Origin of the sequence: Streptomyces roseofulvus (assembly GCF_039534915.1) — a bacterium.
Classification (GTDB): Bacteria; Actinomycetota; Actinomycetes; order Streptomycetales; family Streptomycetaceae; genus Streptomyces; species Streptomyces roseofulvus.
Window position 1 is genome coordinate 519,917 of record NZ_BAAAWE010000001.1, and the last position, 17,046, is coordinate 536,962.

At 73.1% G+C, this 17,046-nt stretch carries 16 protein-coding genes; 4 read left to right on the forward strand and 12 right to left on the reverse strand.

From position 1 onward, the window contains the following. Positions 1 to 80: 80 nt before the first annotated feature. The 5 genes from ABFY03_RS02545 to ABFY03_RS02565 all read right to left on the reverse strand — a co-directional run bounded on the left by ABFY03_RS02545 (position 81) and on the right by ABFY03_RS02565 (position 4,973). Positions 81 to 1,868 carry an ABC transporter ATP-binding protein gene (locus ABFY03_RS02545; protein ID WP_346169023.1) on the reverse strand — a complete coding sequence of 596 codons (1,788 nt, stop codon included), beginning with the start codon at positions 1,866 to 1,868 and terminating at the stop codon, positions 81 to 83. A gap of 10 nt (positions 1,869 to 1,878) precedes the next feature. Next, a complete protein-coding gene (locus ABFY03_RS02550; RefSeq protein WP_346169024.1) occupies positions 1,879 to 2,097 on the reverse strand; it encodes a hypothetical protein in 219 nt (72 codons plus the stop codon). A gap of 65 nt (positions 2,098 to 2,162) precedes the next feature. Further along, on the reverse strand, positions 2,163 to 2,420 hold the full coding sequence (locus ABFY03_RS02555) for an acyl carrier protein (RefSeq protein ID WP_346169025.1): 258 nt from the start codon (positions 2,418 to 2,420) through the stop codon (positions 2,163 to 2,165). 46 nt (positions 2,421 to 2,466) lie between these two features. Beyond that, positions 2,467 to 3,684 carry a ketosynthase chain-length factor gene (locus ABFY03_RS02560; protein WP_346169026.1) on the reverse strand — a complete coding sequence of 406 codons (1,218 nt, stop codon included), beginning with the start codon at positions 3,682 to 3,684 and terminating at the stop codon, positions 2,467 to 2,469. After that, entirely contained in the window at positions 3,681 to 4,973 is a 1,293-nt protein-coding gene (locus ABFY03_RS02565; RefSeq protein ID WP_346169027.1) for a beta-ketoacyl-[acyl-carrier-protein] synthase family protein, read from the reverse strand. The genes ABFY03_RS02560 and ABFY03_RS02565 overlap by 4 nt, the downstream gene beginning before the upstream one ends. A 775-nt stretch (positions 4,974 to 5,748) precedes the next feature. Between ABFY03_RS02565 and ABFY03_RS02570 the strand changes: the two genes are divergently transcribed. Both ABFY03_RS02570 and ABFY03_RS02575 read left to right on the forward strand, forming a co-directional pair. Next, positions 5,749 to 7,821 (forward strand): AfsR/SARP family transcriptional regulator, encoded by a 2,073-nt coding sequence (locus ABFY03_RS02570; RefSeq protein ID WP_346169028.1) that lies wholly within the window; start codon positions 5,749 to 5,751, stop codon positions 7,819 to 7,821. A gap of 118 nt (positions 7,822 to 7,939) precedes the next feature. Beyond that, on the forward strand, positions 7,940 to 8,368 hold the full coding sequence (locus ABFY03_RS02575) for an antibiotic biosynthesis monooxygenase family protein (protein WP_346169029.1): 429 nt from the start codon (positions 7,940 to 7,942) through the stop codon (positions 8,366 to 8,368). On the opposite strand, the gene ABFY03_RS02580 is transcribed toward ABFY03_RS02575, so the two are convergent. Continuing rightward, positions 8,352 to 9,461: a DegT/DnrJ/EryC1/StrS family aminotransferase gene (locus ABFY03_RS02580; protein ID WP_346169030.1), complete on the reverse strand. Its 1,110-nt coding sequence runs from the start codon at positions 9,459 to 9,461 to the stop codon at positions 8,352 to 8,354. The genes ABFY03_RS02575 and ABFY03_RS02580 overlap by 17 nt on opposite strands. A gap of 129 nt (positions 9,462 to 9,590) precedes the next feature. Here ABFY03_RS02580 and rfbA point away from each other — a divergent pair, with 129 nt between their 5' ends. Beyond that, positions 9,591 to 10,472 carry a glucose-1-phosphate thymidylyltransferase RfbA gene (rfbA, locus tag ABFY03_RS02585; protein WP_319013428.1) on the forward strand — a complete coding sequence of 294 codons (882 nt, stop codon included), beginning with the start codon at positions 9,591 to 9,593 and terminating at the stop codon, positions 10,470 to 10,472. Positions 10,473 to 10,483: 11 nt separating this feature from the next. Here rfbA and ABFY03_RS02590 read toward each other — a convergent pair whose 3' ends face one another. Next, positions 10,484 to 11,194, reverse strand: a complete 711-nt coding sequence (locus ABFY03_RS02590; RefSeq protein WP_319013427.1) for a class I SAM-dependent methyltransferase — start codon at positions 11,192 to 11,194, stop codon at positions 10,484 to 10,486. Positions 11,195 to 11,238: 44 nt separating this feature from the next. After that, positions 11,239 to 12,018 (reverse strand): cyclase family protein, encoded by a 780-nt coding sequence (locus tag ABFY03_RS02595; RefSeq protein WP_346169031.1) that lies wholly within the window; start codon positions 12,016 to 12,018, stop codon positions 11,239 to 11,241. 175 nt (positions 12,019 to 12,193) lie between these two features. On the opposite strand from ABFY03_RS02595, the gene ABFY03_RS02600 reads away from it, so the two are divergent. Beyond that, the gene (locus ABFY03_RS02600) at positions 12,194 to 12,631 is read left to right on the forward strand and encodes a nuclear transport factor 2 family protein (protein ID WP_346169032.1); all 438 of its coding nucleotides are present in this window, start codon (positions 12,194 to 12,196) and stop codon (positions 12,629 to 12,631) included. An 83-nt stretch (positions 12,632 to 12,714) separates the two neighbouring features. Here ABFY03_RS02600 and ABFY03_RS02605 read toward each other — a convergent pair whose 3' ends face one another. From ABFY03_RS02605 to ABFY03_RS02620, 4 genes are read right to left on the reverse strand one after another with little or no spacing between them, the layout of a single operon-like run. Continuing rightward, the gene (locus tag ABFY03_RS02605; protein WP_319013424.1) at positions 12,715 to 13,980 is read right to left on the reverse strand and encodes a class I SAM-dependent methyltransferase; all 1,266 of its coding nucleotides are present in this window, start codon (positions 13,978 to 13,980) and stop codon (positions 12,715 to 12,717) included. Then, complete coding sequence (locus tag ABFY03_RS02610) at positions 13,977 to 15,464, reverse strand: NDP-hexose 2,3-dehydratase family protein (protein ID WP_319013423.1); 1,488 nt, start codon at positions 15,462 to 15,464, stop codon at positions 13,977 to 13,979. Before ABFY03_RS02610 ends, ABFY03_RS02605 begins: the two co-directional genes overlap by 4 nt. Further along, positions 15,461 to 16,408, reverse strand: coding sequence for an NAD-dependent epimerase/dehydratase family protein (locus ABFY03_RS02615; RefSeq protein WP_346169033.1), 948 nt, complete (start codon positions 16,406 to 16,408; stop codon positions 15,461 to 15,463). The genes ABFY03_RS02610 and ABFY03_RS02615 overlap by 4 nt, the downstream gene beginning before the upstream one ends. Continuing rightward, positions 16,405 to 17,019 carry a dTDP-4-dehydrorhamnose 3,5-epimerase family protein gene (locus ABFY03_RS02620; RefSeq protein WP_319013421.1) on the reverse strand — a complete coding sequence of 205 codons (615 nt, stop codon included), beginning with the start codon at positions 17,017 to 17,019 and terminating at the stop codon, positions 16,405 to 16,407. Before ABFY03_RS02620 ends, ABFY03_RS02615 begins: the two co-directional genes overlap by 4 nt. Positions 17,020 to 17,046 lie beyond the last annotated feature (27 nt).

Consider the following 17,046-nt stretch of genomic DNA (forward strand, 5'->3'; position numbering starts at 1 on the left):
TCGATGGCCCGCCCCGTCTCCGCCTCCCGTCGACCGGCGCTCGGCCTGGCTCACGAGGCGGCAGCGCCGGGGCCGGCCCCTCAGCCGGCGGCGCCGCCCGCCGGGGTCAGGAGTTGGGTCGCGGCGAGTCGGGCGTACAGGGCGTCCTCGGCCACCAGCTCGTCGTGGGTGCCGATGGCGCGGACCCGGCCGGCGTCCATGACGACGATGCGGTCGGCGTCGGTCACCGTCGACAGGCGGTGGGCCACGACCAGGACGGTGGTCTCCCGTGCCGTCTCGGCGATGACGTCCCGCAGGGCCAGTTCGTTGACCGCGTCGAGCTGCGAGGTCGCCTCGTCGAGGAGCAGCAGCCGGGGCCTGCGCAGCAGGGCGCGGGCGATCGCGACGCGCTGGCGCTCGCCGCCGGACAGCTTGGAGCCGCGGTGGCCCACCAGGGTGTCCAGGCCGTGCGGGAGACGGTCGACGAGGGTGTCGAGTCCGGTCCGGGCGAGGACGGCGCGGACGTCGTCGTCCGTCGCGCCCGGTGCGCTGAAGACCAGGTTCTCGCGCAGCGTGCCGGCCAGGACGGGTGCGTCCTGCTCGACGTACCCGATGACGGACCGCAGTTCGGACAGCGGCCACTGCCGTATGTCCCTGCCGTCGACGAGGATGCGGCCGCCGGTCGCCTCGTAGAACCGCTCGATGAGCGCGAAGACCGTCGACTTGCCCGCGCCCGACGGCCCGACGAAGGCCGTCATCCCGGCGCCCTGCACCTCGAAGTCCACCTGGCGGTGGACGGGGGGCAGCCCGGGACCGTACCGGAAGGACACGTCCTCGAAGCGGACCGACGCCGGACGCGCCTCGGTCCGCACCGGCTCGTGCGCCGGCGGCGGCTCCGCCGGCAGGCGGTCCACCTCCGCGATCCGGGCGATCGCGGCCGCGCCCTCCTGGTACGCGGTGGCGGCCTCGACCAGCCTGTACACCGGCTCCATGAGGGAGAAGAGGTACAGCAGGAAGGCGATGAGCGTGGAGACGGGAATGTCGCCGGACGCCACGCGCGCCCCGCCGACCGCGAGCACCGCGAGGAACGCCAACTCGACGGCGAGGTTGTCCGCGGTCCCCAGCAGCGCCTCCCACTTGGCGCCGCGCACGCCGTGCCGCCATGCCCGCCGGGCCGACGCCTCGACGCGGGCGGTCTCCCGCTCCTCGGCGCCGGAGGCCTTCACCGTGCGGAACGCGCCGAAGACCCGCTCCAGGTCGGTGAACATCTCGCCGACCGCGGCCTGGGAGCGCTCGGCGGCCCGCCCGATCCTCGGCATCACGAGGCCGGCGCCCGCGCCGACGACCGCGACCACGCCGAGCGTGACGCCGAGCAGGACGACATCGAGGAAGGCCATCACCACGACGGCCGCGATCAGCGTGACCGTCCCGGTCGCGGCGTTGACCACCGCCTGGGTGCTCACCGCCCGCAGCAGCGTGGTGTCGGAGGTGACGCGGGACATCAGATCGCCCGGCTGCGTCCGGTCCACCGCGGTGAGCCGCAGCCGCAGCAGCCGGCCGACGAGGCTGCGGCGGGCGGCCAGGACCACCGACTCCGCCGTCCGTTCCAGGACGTACGCGCCGAACGCCTCGGCCACCGCGCTCAGCAGCACCAGCACGGTCAGCGCCCACAGGACCGTGGCGAGCGTGCCGCCGGACGAGAGCCGGTCGACCAGCGCCTTCGTGGCCAGCGGCTGCAGCAGCCCGCCGGCCGCCCCCACGAGCGTCGACAGCAGGCCCAGGGCCACGGTCCGGCGGTGCGGGCGGATGTACGTGTACAGCGCCCTGAGCGTCTCGCGGACGCGCAGGGACTCGGCACCCGTCGCCTCCGGGGCGGATGCGGTGTTCACAGGATTCCTTTCAGCGAGGGGGTCCGGCGGCCGTGGCGACGATCAGGTGCACCACGGCCTCGCGGAGATCAGGGCGTGCGGCCACCAGACAGAGGCCGCACGCCACCGACGCCGTCACGAGGAGCTCCCCGAACCCGCTCGTGGGCCGCCGGACGGGTTCTCGCGTCACCGTGGCGGCCGGGGACCGGCGGATGGTGGAGGGCGCCTTCTCCTGGGTGCGTCGGGTCATGCCTCCAGGGTGGAAGCCGGGGCGCTCCGTCGGCCATCCGCCGATCGGCGGGTGCGCCCCCGCCGTCAGGCGGCCTCGGCGAGGACGCGGTTGACCAGGGTGGTGAGCTCGGCCGGGGTCCCGGCCGCGGCGAACTCCTGCTCGTCGAGGGCCACGCCGAACTCCCGTTCCAGACGGCTCAGTGTCTCCAGCATGGCCAGGGAGTCGTAGCCGAGCGAGGCGAACTCGATGTCCTCGGGGCTGCGGTCGGTCTCGATCGCGTCGCCGTCGCCGGCGCACTCGCGCAGGATCTCCATGAGCCTGTCGGTCGTCAGTCGGTCCATGATCGCCATGTCTCCTGTCAGGGGTGTGGGGGTGGGACGGGTGGGGTCAGTTCGGGGCCGTGACGACCAGGGCCGAGTTGAACCCTCCTTGTCCCCGGGCGAGGATCAGCGCCGCGGCGAGCGGGACCCGGCGCGGGGCCGTCACGAGGTCGAGGGTGTGGTCCGGCAGCGGTCGGGCGACGTGGACGGTCGGGGGGATGACGCCGTCGCGCAGCGCCAGGAGGGCCGTGGCGACGTCGACGGCGGGGCCTCCGGCGCTCAGCCGGCCGGTCATGGTCTTGGGCGCGGTGACCGGGACCCCGTGGGGTCCGAAGAGGGAACGCAGCGCGTCGGCCTCGGCGGCGTCCTGCTCCGGGGTGCCCGCGGCGTCGGCGAAGACGACGTCGATGTCCTCGGGCCCGAGCCCGGCGTCGTCGAGGGCGGCGCGGGCGGCCCGTTCGAGGTTCGCGGGGCGGCCCGAGCCGGGCGGCGGGTCGAAGGTCGCCGCGTAGCCCGCCAACCGACCGTACCGACGGCGGGCGCCGCGCGCCCGTGCGGACTCCTCGCTCTCCAGGACGAGCAGGGCGCCGCCCTCCCCGGGCACGTAGCCGGCCGCGTCGGCGGCGAAGGGCCGGTAGGCGAGGGCCGGGTCGGACTCCCGGCTCATCCTGTCGGTGCTGAGCTGGGCCACCCAGCCCCAGGGGCAGGGGGATCCGTCCACGGCTCCGGCGAGCACCATGGGCTGTCCCCGCCGGAGCTGCCTGCGGGCCTGCCCGAGGGCGTCGAGGCCGCCCGCCTGTTCGGTGACCAGGGCTCCGGCGGGGCCGCGCAGTCCGTGCCGGATGGAGACCTGTCCGGTGTTCACGGCGTAGAACCAGGCGAAGGACTGGTAGGCGCTGACGTACTCGGGCCCCCGGCCCCACAGGTTCTGCAGCTCGCGGTGGCCGAACTCGAAGCCGCCCGCCGACGCGGCGGTGACGACGCCCACTCCGTACTCCGGGAGCAGGGCAGGGTCGAACCCCGCGTCCGCGAGGGCCCAGTCGGAGGCCACCAGCGCCATCCGGGTCATGTGGTCGGTCTGGGGCAGGAGCCGGCTGGGCAGGTGCTCCTCCGGGACGAAGTCGGCGACCTCGCCGGCGAGTCGGCTGGGGTAGCGCTCGGCGTCGAACCGCGTGACGGGGCCGATCGCCGAGGCGCCGCTCAGGGTGTTCGTCCAGTGCTCCTCGTGACCCAGCCCGGTGGGGGCCAGGACCCCCATCCCGGTGATCACCGTGTCCGCGTTCACGCCGCCGCCCTGCCGCGGGCGCCGGATCCGGACAGCACCATGGCGCTCTGGAAGCCCCCGAACCCGCTGCCGACCGTGAGGACGTTGTCGACCGGCAGGGAGCGGGCCTCCAGGGGGACGTAGTCCAGGTCGCACTCGGGATCGGGCTCACGCAGATTGGCGGTGGGCGGGACCGCGTCGTGGCGGATGGCGAGGGCGCACGCGGCGATCTCCAGGGAGCCGATGGCGCCCAGCGAGTGTCCGATCATCGACTTGATGCTGCTGACGGGTGTCCGGTAGGCGTGCTCCCCGAGGCTCGCCTTGAAGGCCGCGGTCTCGTGGCGGTCGTTCTGCCTGGTGCCCGAGCCGTGCGCGTTGACGTAGTCGATGGCGGACGGCTCGGTGCGGGCGGTGGCGAGCGCGACCCTGATCGCCTCGGCCATCTCCCGCCCGTCGGGCCGCAGCCCGGTCATGTGGAAGGCGTTGCAGCGGGAGGCGAATCCGGAGATCTCCGCGTACACCTGGGCGCCCCGGCGGCGGGCGTGCTCCCGCTCCTCCAGGACGAAGACGGCGGCCCCCTCGCCGAGGACGAAACCCCGGCGGGTGCGGTCGAAGGGACGGGACGCCTCGGCCGGCCGGTCGTTGTCGGGGCTCGTGGCCTTGATCGCGTCGAAACAGGCCACGGTGATGGGCGAGATGGGCGCCTCGGTGGCCCCGGCCACCATCACGTCGACGGCGCCCTCCGCGATCAGGTCGGCGGCCCGGCCCACGGCGTCGAGGCCCGAGGTGCAGCCCGTGGACACCAGGGAGACCGGTCCTTCCGCCGCGATGCGGTCGTAGGCCACTTCGGCGGCGATGGAGCTGGGCACGAAGTAGTCGAAGAGGTGGGGCACCGCGTAGGCGTGGTCGACGAGCCACCGGCTGCCGCTGTCGCTGACGACGGCGTACTCGTTCTCCAGGCTGGTGGTGCAGCCGACCGCGCTGCCGATGACCACGCCGATCCGGGAGCCGTCCAGGGCCTCGCGGTCGATCCCGCTGTCGTCGATTCCCTCCCGCGCGGCGACCACCGCGAATTGCGTGGCCCGGTCCATTCGGCGCGTCTGCCTGGGCGTGAGACCTGCCGCCGCGGCGTCGAAGTCGCATTCCGCGGCAATGCGGGAACGATAGGGCGCGGGATCGAAAGCCGTGATGGCGCGGGTGGCGGTGCGACCTGCCGTCAGAAGGTCCCAGAACGGTTTCACGCCGATGGCACCGGGAGCCACGACCCCGATTCCCGTGATGACCACACGCCGATTCGTCGTCGTATTCATCCGCGTCCCCCTTCGCCGGTGCTTTCAGCTCTGTTCGTGACGGAGCAGAGCCTTGCGTCGCCCTTATCGGAAGTGTCCACGCGACGAGCGTGCGCGGATTGGCTCGCAGCGGACTCAATGGCGATTGGAGGAGCGCCGAGAGGCTTGACACGGGCGCCGGAAGCGTGTCGGACGGGGCGCCCGGGAGCGTCGCGGAGCGGTCCCTCCGTTTGAGTCCCGCTGGAGGAACGCTGGAGCCGGGGGGCCGGTCGTGGCCCCGGGCAGGGCGCGTACCGGCCGATCTGCCTGGCTCATTCGTACGGCCGAGGCGCGTCCGACGCCATCCGGGGTCGATCCGGAGGGCGATGTTCCGGCCGTACGTGGCGGGAAGCGACCCCCTCGCGCATGGGTCCCCGACATAGGCCGGAGGCCGCGATCCACCAGTTGGCGCCTTCCGAATACGAGCCCGGCCGGCGGACCGCGGCGGGATCGAATCTTCGCCAGTCACCGATGAACGCGGCTTTATGGGAACTTTTCCAGGACCCCGAATCGAGATCCGGCAAGTGGGACATTTCACCTCCCCCTCGGTCATTCATCGGCGCTCCTCCACTCTCCCGACCCGACGTTGACCAGTCGATTTCAAGGACCTAACGTGACGTCGGGGCGACCGGCGACGGCGAGAGGCACCCACGGTGTGGCGACGACAGGCCGCGCGCGTCTCCGCCGAATTGGAAGGAGCATCGTGGAGTTCCGACTCTTGGGTCCCGTCGAAATCCTCTGGCGAGGCCGGAACATCATGCCGACCGCGCCCAAACCGCGTCAGGTCATCTCCCTGCTCATGCTGCGGCACAACACCGTGGTGCAGGCGTCCGAGCTGATCGACGAGTTATGGCCCGAGTTCCCGCCCCCGAGTGCGGTGACCACCCTGCAGACGTACATCTACAAGTTCCGCAAGCTCCTCCTGAAGCAGGGACTCGGGAACCTGCTCCAGACCCAGCCGGGCGGATACAGCCTCACCATTCCCTCGTCGAGCCTGGACGTCAGCCGGTTCGAAAGTCGGGCGGAGGAAGGCCAGGAGCTGCTCCAGCGGGGCGATTCCGCGGGGGCGCTGGCCTGCTTCGAGCAGGCACTGGCGGTCTGGCGCGGACCCGCGCTCGCCGACGTCGAGACCGGGGGACGGCTCTTCTCGTACGTGACCCGGCTGGAGGAGCTGCGCTTCCGCATCCTCGAACTGCGGATCGAGGCCGACCTGGAGCACGGCCGGCACCGCGAACTCATCAGTGAACTCAAGGCGTTGGTGCTGGCCCATCCGCTGCACGAACACCTCCACGGACTCCTGATGGTGGCCCTGCACAGGTCCGGCCGGCGTCACGAGGCACTGGAGGTCTACCAGAGCCTGCGGCAGAAGATGATCGACGAACTCGGCCTCGAACCCGGCAAGGAACTCGCGCGTCTTCAGCACACCCTGCTGTCTGACTCCCCCGGCGACCCCGAGGAGCCACCGCGGCGGCCGCGGAGCGGGCCCGCCGCGCCGCCGGGCCCCGCCCCCGCTCCGGTGCCCCAGGTCCTCGCGCACCCGGACGCGCCGGCGGGTGGCGTCCCGGCGCCCCTCACTCCCCCGGCGCACCCCGCACCTCTCGCTCCCCCGTCACCGCCCGTGCCGCCGCTCCGGCCCGTCCCCGTGCCGGGGGCCCTGGTCCCGGCCGCGCCCTCCTCCCTGGCCCCGCCGTCGCCCGCGCCGCACCTTCCGGTGCCCGGCGCCGGTACCGCCCACGTCCCCGCCCCCTCACCCGTCGCCGTGCGGGACGCGATCGGGACGCCGGCCCAACTGCCGGCCGGGCTGGCGGGGTTCGTGGGCCGTGACGACGTCCTCAGGGAACTGGAGGCGGCGTTGCGCAGGCCCGGCGGACCGGCTGCCGAGGGCACGGCCGCGCACATCGGGGTCGTGACCGGACCGCCGGGCATCGGCAAGAGCGCGGTGGCCGTCCACCTGGCGCACCGGCTCCGCCCGCACTTCCCCGACGGGCAGCTCTACGCGGATCTGCGCGGCTCCTGCGCCGAACCGCGCGACCCCGCCGAGGTGATCCGCGGCTTCCTGCGGGCCCTGGAGGTCCCTCCCTCGCGCATCCCCGAGGGCCTGGAGGAGTGCGGGGCGCTGTTCCGGTCCCGTACGGCAGGACGCCGCGTGCTGGTGCTCCTGGACGACGTGGCGTCCTCCGCCCAGATCCGGCACCTGCTGCCCGCCGACCCGCGCTGCGCCCTCCTCGCCACCGGTCGCCGGCGGATGACCGCCCTGGTGGAGGCCGAGCGCGTCGAGCTGGGTCCGCCCTCGCCCGAGGAGGCCCTGGAGATCCTCGCGGTCCTCGCCGGCCGGCAGCGGGTGGACAGGGAGCCGGAGTCCGCGCACCGGACCGTCGAGCTGCTCGGCCGGCACCCCCTGGCGCTGCGGTGCGTGGGCGGGCGGCTCGCGGGCCGGCCCGGGCTCTCGCTGGCGGCGCTCGCCGACCGGCTGGAGGCGACGCCGCGGATCCTCGACGTGGCCCGGCTCGGGGAGCTGGACGTGCGCTCGCGGTTCGCCGCGAGCTACGCGGTCCTCGGCCGTCAGGAGCAGGGGGTCTTCCGGCTGCTCAGCATGGTGGGCGAGGCCCCCTTCACGGCGTCGCAGGCGGCCGAGTCGCTGAGCCTGCCGCTCCAGGGGCTGGAGTCCGCCCTCGAGGTGCTCGCCGACCACCACCTGCTGGCCACGGACCGTTGTGCCGACGGCGTCGGCCACTACTTCTTCGACCGGCTGACCCTGGCGTACGCCAGGGAACGCCTGGAGGAGACGCTCGCCGCGCCGCCCGTGGCCGAGGAGGTGGCGGCCAGGTGACGCGGGTTCGGCGCCCGGGGTCAGCCGGTGTCGAGACGTTCTCCACGGGCCGCTGCCAGGCTCCCCGGCACGCGTCCGCAGGTGTCGGACGGACACGACGAGCAGAAGGGTCCCGCCCATGCCGAACGGGGAGCAGCAGGAGTCCGACGTGGTCGGCGCGGGGGGTGCCGCCGGCCGGGAGGGGCCCGGTCCGGAGGTGACCTTCGTCAACAGGTTCACCGTCCACGGGGCGCCCGAGGAGTTCGAGGAGGTGTTCGCCCGGACGTCGGCGTTCATGGCGCGGCAGCCGGGTTTCGTCCGGCACAGTCTGCTGCGGGAGGTGGACGATCCGGCGGGCTATGTGAACCTCGCCGTGTGGACGGACCGGGCCTCGTTCCGGCGGGCGGTGCGGCAGCCCGGTTTCGCTCCGCACGCCGCCGCCCTTCGGGCGCTGAGCCGGAGCGAGAACGGGCTCTTCACCGCCCGCCTCTCGGTCACGGCGGCCGAGCCCCACGAGGCCGGGGCCGCCGTCGGCCACGGCGAACGGACGGTCAGGTCAGGGTCTTGAGGACGTCGCGCAGGGCCTCGACGACGCGGTCCTGCGCGTCCGGGGTCAGCGAGGGGTACATCGGCAGCGAGAAGATCTCGCGCGCCAGCCGCTCGGTGACGGGCAGGGAGCCTTCCCGGTAGCCGAGGTGCGCGAAGCCGGTCATCGTGTGGACCGGCCAGGGGTAGCTGATGTTCAGCTCGATGTCCCGCTCCCGGAGCGCCTCGATGATCGCGTCCCGGCGGGGGTGGCGCACCACGTACACGTAGTGGACGTGGTCGTTGCCCGGGGCGGTCTCCGGGAGGACGAGGTCGGTGTCGCCGAGCCCCTCGGCGTAACGCCGGGCGATCTCCCGGCGGGCCGTCACATACGTGTCGAGCCGCCGGAGCTTGCGGCGCAGGATCTCGGCCTGCACCTCGTCGAGCCGGCTGTTGTGGGCGGGCAGGTCGGTGACGTAGTACCGCTCCTCCATCCCGTAGTAGCGCAGCCGGCGCAGCCGGCGGTCCGCTTCCTCGTCGGAGGTGAGGACCGCGCCGCCGTCGCCGTAGGCGCCGAGGACCTTGGTCGGGTAGAAGGAGAAGGCGGCGGCCGTGCCCATGGTCCCGGCCGCGCGGCCGTGATGACGGGCTCCGTGGGCCTGGGCGCAGTCCTCCAGGACGGCCAGGCCGTGCCGGGCGGCGAGCTCCTCCAGGGGCGCCATGTCGACGCACTGGCCGTAGAGGTGGACCGGGAGCAGGCAGCGGGTGCGCGGGGTGAGGGCGGCCTCGACCTTCGAGACGTCCATGAGGTAGTCCTCGCGCACGTCGACGAAGACCGGGGTGGCGCCGGCGCCGGCGATGGCGACGACGGTGGGGGCGGCGGTGTTCGATACGGTGATCACCTCGTCGCCGGGGCCGACCCCGAGGGCCTCCAGGCCGAGCTTCACGGCGTTGGTGCCGTTGTCCACCGCGACGCAGTGCCGGACGCCGTGCCGGGCGGCGAACTCCTCCTCGAACGACCGTACGCTGTCGGCGAGGACCAGCCGGCCGGAGCCGAAGACGGTGTCCACCGCGTCGAGAATCTCCTCGCGTTCTGCCGCGTACTCGTCCAGATATCCCCACACACGAATGGTCACAGGAATTCTCCATTTCCGCTCGGATGGGCACCGAGTTCAGCGGATCGGACTCGTATCCAGCTCGATTCCACCTCGACCTGGAATTCCTTTCCTTGCGGCTCCCGATACCGCGTGGCTAGCATCGCGTCCATGAAAGGAATCATTCTGGCCGGGGGTACGGGAAGCCGATTGCACCCGATCACGCTGGCCGTTTCCAAACAGCTCTTACCGGTCGGCGACAAACCGATGATCTACTATCCGCTCTCGGTGCTGATGCTCGCGGACATCAGGGACATCCTCCTCATCACCACCCCGCACGACCTGCCGCTGTTCCGTCGGCTGCTCGGTGACGGCAGCCAGCTGGGGCTGCGTATCGACTACGCGGAGCAGGCGAAGCCGAACGGGATCGCGGAGGCGTTCGTCATCGGTGCCGACCACATCGGAGACGATTCCGTGGCACTGGTGCTGGGCGACAACATATTCCACGGACATTCCTTCTCCGAGGTTCTCCGACAGGAGCGGGAGAAACTGGACGGGTGCCTGCTGTTCGGGTACGAGGTACACGATCCCGAGCGGTACGGGGTCGGCGAGACCGATGGGGACGGCATGCTGATATCCATCGAGGAGAAGCCGGACCGGCCCCGCTCGAACCGTGCGATCACGGGCCTCTACTTCTACGACAACGACGTGGTCGCCCGGGCCGCCGCCCTGCGGCCCTCGGCGCGCGGCGAGCTGGAGATCACCGATCTGAACCGCGTGTACATGGAGCACGGACGGGCCCGGTTGCGGGAACTCGGCCGCGGCTTCGCCTGGCTGGACACCGGGACCCCGGAGTCCCTCCTCCAGGCGGCCCAGTACGTACGGACCCTGGAGGAGCGGCAGGGGGTGCGGATCGCCTGCGTGGAGGAGGTGGCGCTCCGGAGGGGCTTCATCGGTCCGGAGGAGTGCCACCGGCTGGGCGCGCGGCTGGGGAACTCGGACTACGGCCGCTACGTCATGGCCATCGCCGGCGAACACTCCTCCTCCGTGTGAGACGCCGGCTGTCAGGGGCGGCGCGCGACGAAGAGCCCCCGTGCCGTCCACCGCGGCCGGACGTACTCCGCCGGGCACCCGGCGTCGGCGAAGGCGGCCAGGTACTCGTCCCGGGTGAACAGGGTGAGGAGGTCGACCTCGGTGAACTCCCTGATGCCTCCGGCCTCGCCGATCACGAACCGCACCTCCATCCGCGTGGTCCGGCCCTCGCGGGTGGAGTGCGAGATCCGGGCGACCGTGCGGTGCTCGTCGCTCGCCAGGTCACCGGCCACGTAACCGTCGAGGAACCGTTCGGGGAACCACCAGGGTTCGACGACGAGCACCCCTCCGGGCCTCAGGTGCCGGGCCATCGCGGCGACCGCCGCCCGCATGTCGGGGACGGTCCTCAGATAGCCGATCGCGGTGAACAGGCAGACCACGGCGTCGAAGGTGCGCCCGAGGTCGAAGGCGCGCATGTCGCCCTGGTGCAGCGGCACGCCGGGGAGCCGGCCGGCGGCGCGTTCGAGCATGGCCGGGGAGAGTTCGAGCCCTTCGGTGTGGGCGAACAGGCGGTCGAACGCCTCCAGATGGGCGCCGGTGCCGCACGCCACGTCCAGCAGGGAGTCGGCGGCGGGCAGCTGGTTCCTGATCAGGCGGGTGGTCTCGGCGGCCTCGGCCGCCCAGTCCTTGCCACGGGCGCGATAGACCAGCTCGTAGACGTCCGCCAGGTCGTGGCCGAACATCGGCCTCCTTCGGGTCGGGGCACGGGTGATGGGGCGGGGCGGGCTCAGTCCTCGACGAGGGCGACCGCGCGGGTCCAGCCGGCTCCGGCGCCGGCGATCTTCACCGGGAGGCAGGAGACCCGGAAGCCGTACGGTGCGGGCAGCGCCTCCAGGTTGGCCAGCCGTTCGATCTGGCAGTACTCGCGGTCCCGGCCGATCATGTGCGCGGGCCACAGCACGTCGCGGTCCCCGGTGGCCCGGTAGCGGGCGATGATGTCGCCGAAGGGGGCGTCCAGGCTGAACGCGTCCGTGCCGATGACCCGGACGCCGAGATCGAGCAGGAGGTGGACGGCGGGGCCGTCGAGCCCGGCGAAGTCGGTGAAGTACCGCTCGGTCCCCCGGTGGCGCTGCGCACCGGTGTGCAGCAGGACGATGTCCATGGGGCGCGGGGTGCGGCCGATGCGGGCGAACTCCTTCTCCAGCCGGTCCGCGCCGATGACCCCGGTGGGCGCGTCGGTGAGGTCCAGCACCATGCCGGGACGCAGGAACCAGTCCAGCGGCATCTGGTCGATGTGCCGGGGCACGCCGTCGCCGTAGCCCGCCGTGGACCCGTAGTGGGAGGGCGCGTCCACGTGGGTGCCGGTGTGGCTGGTGAGGGTGATGCGGTCGAGGGAGAGGAACTCGCCGCCGGGGAGCTCGTCGGGGTCCAGGCCGGTGCCGAAGTGGGCGCGCATCTCCTCGCTCATGTGCAGGGCGCCCTCGCGGGGGGTGAGGACGTGGTGCTCCACGGGGTCGGGTTCCCAGAGCGTCGCGTCCACCGCCGAGGACAGGTCGATGAGCCTCACGGCACGCCTCCATGGGGTCGGGGCCGGTTCAGGGTCGGCATCCTCCCGGCCGGGCCCGGAGCAACGGTCGAGCCGGGCTGGAGTCCGGGGCCCACGGGGCACGAGCCCGGTTCCAAGGCGGCGCGCCACCATCGGCGGCAGCTGCCCGCGTCGGCGCGGGCGAGGAGGGAGATCCGTGAGGGACACCATCAGCCCGGCGTACGCGTCGCTGTGCGCCGAGATCCAGCGGTTCCATGCCCGGCAGATGCAGCTGCTGGACTCGGGCGACGCCGAGGCGTGGGCCGCCACCTTCACCGAGGACGGCCTGTTCGCACCGCCGTCGCTGCCCGAGCCGGTCCGCGGGCGCGCCGCCCTGGCGGCCGGGGTCCGCGCGGCGCACGCGGAGCTGGCCGCCGAGGGCGAGGTGCGCCGGCACCTGCTGACCACGGCCGCGGTGGAGGACCCCGGACCGGACGGGTCGGTGCGGGTGCGCTCGTACGTGCAGGTGGTGGCGACCCGGCGGGACGAGGCGCCGCGTCTGCTCCTCATGTGCGTGTGCGACGACGTCCTGGTCGTCGAGGACGGGGAGTGGCGGGTGCGCGAGCGGTACGTGAGCCGCGACGACCGGGCCTGAGCGGGGCGCCGCCCGGGAACGGCCGAGCCCGGTGGGACGTCGTGGCGACGTCCCACCGGGCTCGCGCGTGCCCGCGGCGCCCGTCAGCGGACGGTGTCGGCCGAGACGACCGCCGGTTTGGGGAAGGGCAGGATGAACCGGCCTCCGGCCCGCAGGAAGTCCGCCTCCTTGCGGAGGATCTCGTCCGCGTAGTTCCACGCCAGCATCAGATAGACGTCGGGCGGGTCGTTGCGGGCGTGGTCGGGGCTGCGGACCGGGATGTGGGTGCCGGGCAGCACCTTGTCCTGTTTGAGCGAGGTGGTGTCGGTGCAGTAGGCCACCTCGTCGGGCCCGAGCCCGCAGATGTTGAGGATCGTGGTGCCCTTGGCCGAGGCGCCGTAGCCGGCGATCCGCTTCCCCTCCGCGAGCAGCGAGCGGACCAGGGCGGGAAGCTCCTCGCGGACGGCCCGGACGCCCCGGGCGAACTCCCGGTAGGCGGCGTCGGTGCCGAGCTCGGCCCGTTCCTCCGCCGCCATCAGCTCGCCGACCGCGTCGGTGACGGGCCGTCGGGCCTCGGGGCGGCCGACCAGGACGAGGAGCGAGCCGCCGTGGACCGGGAGCCGCTCCACGTCGAAGAGGCTCAGACCGTGCCGGGTGAACAGGGTGTCGAGGGTGCGGACGAGGAAGTACGACAGGTGCTCGTGGTAGATGGTGTCGAAGGCGTACTTCTCCAGCAGGTCCACCGCGTAGGGCACCTCGACGGCGAACACCCCTTCGGGGTGGAGCAGCGCGCGCACCCCGGCGAGCACGCCGGCGAGGTCGTCGATGTGGGCGAAGACGTGACGGCCGAGGATGAGGCGCGCGGGGCCGTGGGAGCGGTGCACGGCTCCGGCGGTGGTCTCGGTGAAGTACTCGGGCAGGGTGCGGATGCCCTGCTCGTTGGCGACGGCCGCCAGGTTGCGTGCGGGGTCGACGCCGATCACGCGGCAGCCGTGCCGGGCGAAGGCGGCCAGCTGCTGGCCGGTGTTGCTGCCGAGTTCCACCACCAGGTCACCGGCGGCGAGCCCGGCGCGCTCCCGGCAGGTGGCGGCGACGAACTCCATGTGACGGGTGATGGTCTCCGAGTCGGAGGTGACGTAGCTGTACGTCCGGTACATCACCTCGGGGTCGACGACGTGGGTGACGCTCATCAGCCGGCAGGAGCGGCAGGAGATCACGCCGAGCGGATAGGAGGGCTCGTCGTCGTAGGAGGCGGCCGGCTCCAGGAACGCGTTGGCCAGCGGCACCTCGCCGAACGAGACCACGTCCTGCCAGTCCGACGCGCCGCACACCCGGCAGCCGGTGACGGGCCGTACATTCCCCGCGTTCATATCCGGGTCTTCCTCTCCGTGGTCGGTGCCGGTTCGCCCGGCATCAGCAGGCTCTGCAGGCAGGCCACCAGGCTGCGGGCCTGGATGTTCAGGTAGTGGCTGTGCCGCAGCAGCTCGACGAGCTGGTGGACGGTCATCCACCGGTAGTCGGGGTCGTCGGGCGGGACGTCGACGTCGGTGTCGACGATCAGGTAGCGGTTGCGCGCGTGGTGGAAGCGTCCGCCCTCCTCCGAGAGGACGGAGTGGAAGCGGACGTGTGCGGGATCGGCGCCCTCCACCGCGTCGAGGTAGCGCGGACGGGCGCTCCTCGGCAGGTGCTCGTAGGAGGCGGGGGTGCACTGGACCGTCGGCGCGAGTTCCACCACGTCCATGTAGCCGGCCTCGACCCGGGCGTTCATCAGCACGTGCAGGACCCCGCCGAACGACCGGGTGAGGAAGGCGACGACGCCGGTGCCGTGCGGTTCGATCATCGGCTGCGACCACTGGGCGACCTCCCGGCCGCCGGCCTCCACCCGGACGCCGATGACGTCGAAGAAGGCCCCGGAGACGTGTGAGATGCGTTCCGGGGTGCGCTGCCAGCCGGGCAGCCGGGCCAGCGGGACGCGACGGGCGTGGACGTCGGTGCGCGTGCGGGCCTCGGTGATCCAGCTGAGGACGGCGCCCAGCGGGTGCCGGGCCTCGGCCGAGGGGTCGCAGGAGCGGAAGAGGGCCGCCCGGAAGGGGTCGGCGGGCGGACCCAGCTCCCGGGCGAGGTCGGCGTGGGCGAAGGGCAGGCAGGACAGGACCGTCCGGGCGTCCATGTTGACCACGTCGTCCTCGGCGAGGAGCCGGTGGAGCTGGCCGAGGGTCAGCCAGTGGAAGCCCTCGCGGACCTCCACCTCCCCGTCCGCCTCGACGACCATGTTCCGGTTCCGTTTGTGGTGGAAGGCGGAGCCCTGTTCCGACTGCCGCACGTCGACGAGCGGACCGCGGGAACCGGGGTCCCGGAACCAGTCGAGGTAGGGCACGGGACGCCCGCCGTGGACGCCGGTGTAGTTGCTGCGGGTCGCCTGGACGGTCGGGGAGATCTGGACGCCGTTGGCGTTTCCGGGCTCGACCTTGGCCTGCATCAGGCAGTGCAGGACGCCGTCGAACTCCTTGACCAGGATGCCCAGGACCCCGACCTCGGGCTGGTTGATGATGGGCTGGCTCCAGGCCGGGACCGGTCCGGCCGGCATCCGCACCTCCAGGCCCTCCACCGTGAAGAAGCCGCCGGTGTGGTGGCGCAGGTTGCCGGTGCCGGGCTCGGTCTCCCAGCCGGTGAGCGCGTCGAGCGGGACGCGTTCCACCCGGGTGAAGGTGCGGGCGGCGGCGTCGGCGTACCAGTCGTGGAACGCCGTGTGCGGGGTGCGCCCCCCGTCGCGGGCGTACGCCGAGGCGGCGACGCGCAACGGGGTGGCGGCGTCGCGCGAGCGGCTCGCGGGTCGCGTGATGGCTGCGGTCATGGCTGCTCCACGGCGTGGTCCGCGCGGAACGCGTCCCACATGTCCTTGATCGATTCGGGCAGGTCCACGGTCGGCCGCCATCCCAGCGTCCGGGCCGCGCGGCCGATGTCGACCCGGGTCCAGTCGCCGCCCCGCGAGTCGACGGGCGCGGTACGGAGCCGGACCGCGCCCGGCGGCGGTCCGGCCGCGGCGATGAGCAGGTCGAGCAGGTGGGCCACCGGCACGGCTTCGCCTCGGCCCACGTTGATCACCTGCCCGACGACGGGGGCGGCCGCGGCCGCGAGGACGGCGGCGGCCAGATCCCGGACGTCCAGGTAGTCGCGGTGGGCGTCGGCGACGGTCAGCTCGGCAGGCCGTTCGGGGGTGGCGGCGCGGAGCCGGCGGACGGCGGCGCCGAGGAAGCCGACCTCCGCGGCCTCCGGGCCGCAGAGGTTGACGACGCGGAGCACCACCCCGTCCACGAGGCCCGCGCGCGTGGCGCGGAGCACGGCCTCGGCTCCGGCGAGTTTGCTGCGCCCGTAGGCGGTGTCGGGGCGGGGCGGGCGGGTCTCCTCGGCGGCCGCGCCGGCGGGCAGCGGACCGTACTCGTGGACGGATCCGATCTGCACCAGGCGCGTTCTGCCCGGCATCCGGGCCAGCGCGTCGAGCAGGTTCCGTACGAGGCCGACGTGGGCGCGCTCGTTCTCCGCCTCGCCGGTGACCCAGCCGCCGGCCGCGTTGACCACCGTGTCCACGCCGGCCGCGGCCAGCAGCCCGGCGAGTTCGCCCGGGTCGGCGGAGGCCGCGTCCAGGGCGAGGAAGCGGCGGCCCCGCGTGTGCGGGGGCCGGCGGCGCGCCACTTCGAGGACGGGACGGCCCTCCTCGGCGTACGCGGCGGTCACCGCGCGGCCCACGCAGCCCGTCGCGCCGAGGACGGCGACGGCGGGCTCCCGGCCGGCGGTCACCGGGCCGGGCCGCCGCACAGCGCCCGCTCGACCTCCAGGCACCGCCGGTAGTCCGGGAGGGTGCCGGACTTCTCCGCCGTCTCCAGGGTGGGTGCGGCCAGGTCCCGCTCCGACATCACCGGCTCGATGTCCGTCGGCAGGGGCAGTTCGAGGGCCGGGTCGAAGACGGAGAGGGCCAGCTCGTTCTCGGGCACGTACTCCCCGGAGAGCATGTACGACATCACCGTGCTGTCCTCCAGCGCCACGAAGGCGTGGGCCACGCCGACGGGGAAGTAGACGGCGCGGAAGTCCTCCTGGTCGAGCAGGACGGTCTCCGACCGGCCGTAGGTGGGCGACCCGACCCGGACGTCGATGACGATGTCGAGCGCCCGGCCGCGCGCGCAGTAGACGTACTTGGCGATCCCCGGGGGTGTGAGCGTGTAGTGGGCGCCCCGGATCGTTCCGCGCCGGGACAGGCTGTGATTGGTCTGGGCCACGGGGAACAGCGGGTGCCCCAGGGCCTGTCGGGCGGCCGTCTCCTGGAACGGGGAGACGAAGAGCCCCCGTTCGTCGGTGAAGATCTTCGGCCGGAACTCGAACGCGCCGTCCACGGCGAGCTGTCGCGACTGCATGACACCGTCCTCGGTTGCTTGTGGTGG